Source organism: Bacillus sp. SIMBA_005 (assembly GCF_046535585.1).
GTDB classification, from domain to species: domain Bacteria; phylum Bacillota; class Bacilli; order Bacillales; family Bacillaceae; genus Bacillus; species Bacillus pumilus.
Genome location: NZ_JAWRWI010000945.1, coordinates 1 through 246 on the forward strand (window position 1 = coordinate 1; position 246 = coordinate 246).

Consider the following 246-nt stretch of genomic DNA (forward strand, 5'->3'; position numbering starts at 1 on the left):
CACACCCCGACGGGCAACCGCGTGACCCTCGAGGTCGCGCCTCGCGGCTTCGTCGTGGCCGACGAGGGCACGGGCGTCGCACCCGGCGACCGCGCGCATCTGTTCGAGCGGTTCTGGCGTGCGTCCACCGCGACGAACGGCGCGGGGCTCGGTCTGGCCATCGTCAGCGAGATCTGCCTCGCGCACCAGTGGACGATCATGGTGGAGGTCGCCGACGGCGGTGGTGCCCGCTTCGTGGTCGCGATT

The 246-nt window shown here is 72.0% G+C and carries 1 protein-coding gene; it reads left to right on the forward strand.

The annotated features are described in order from the left end of the window. On the forward strand, window positions 1–246 hold a 246-nt coding region (locus tag SB660_RS22880; RefSeq protein ID WP_410584811.1), incomplete at both ends, for a sensor histidine kinase.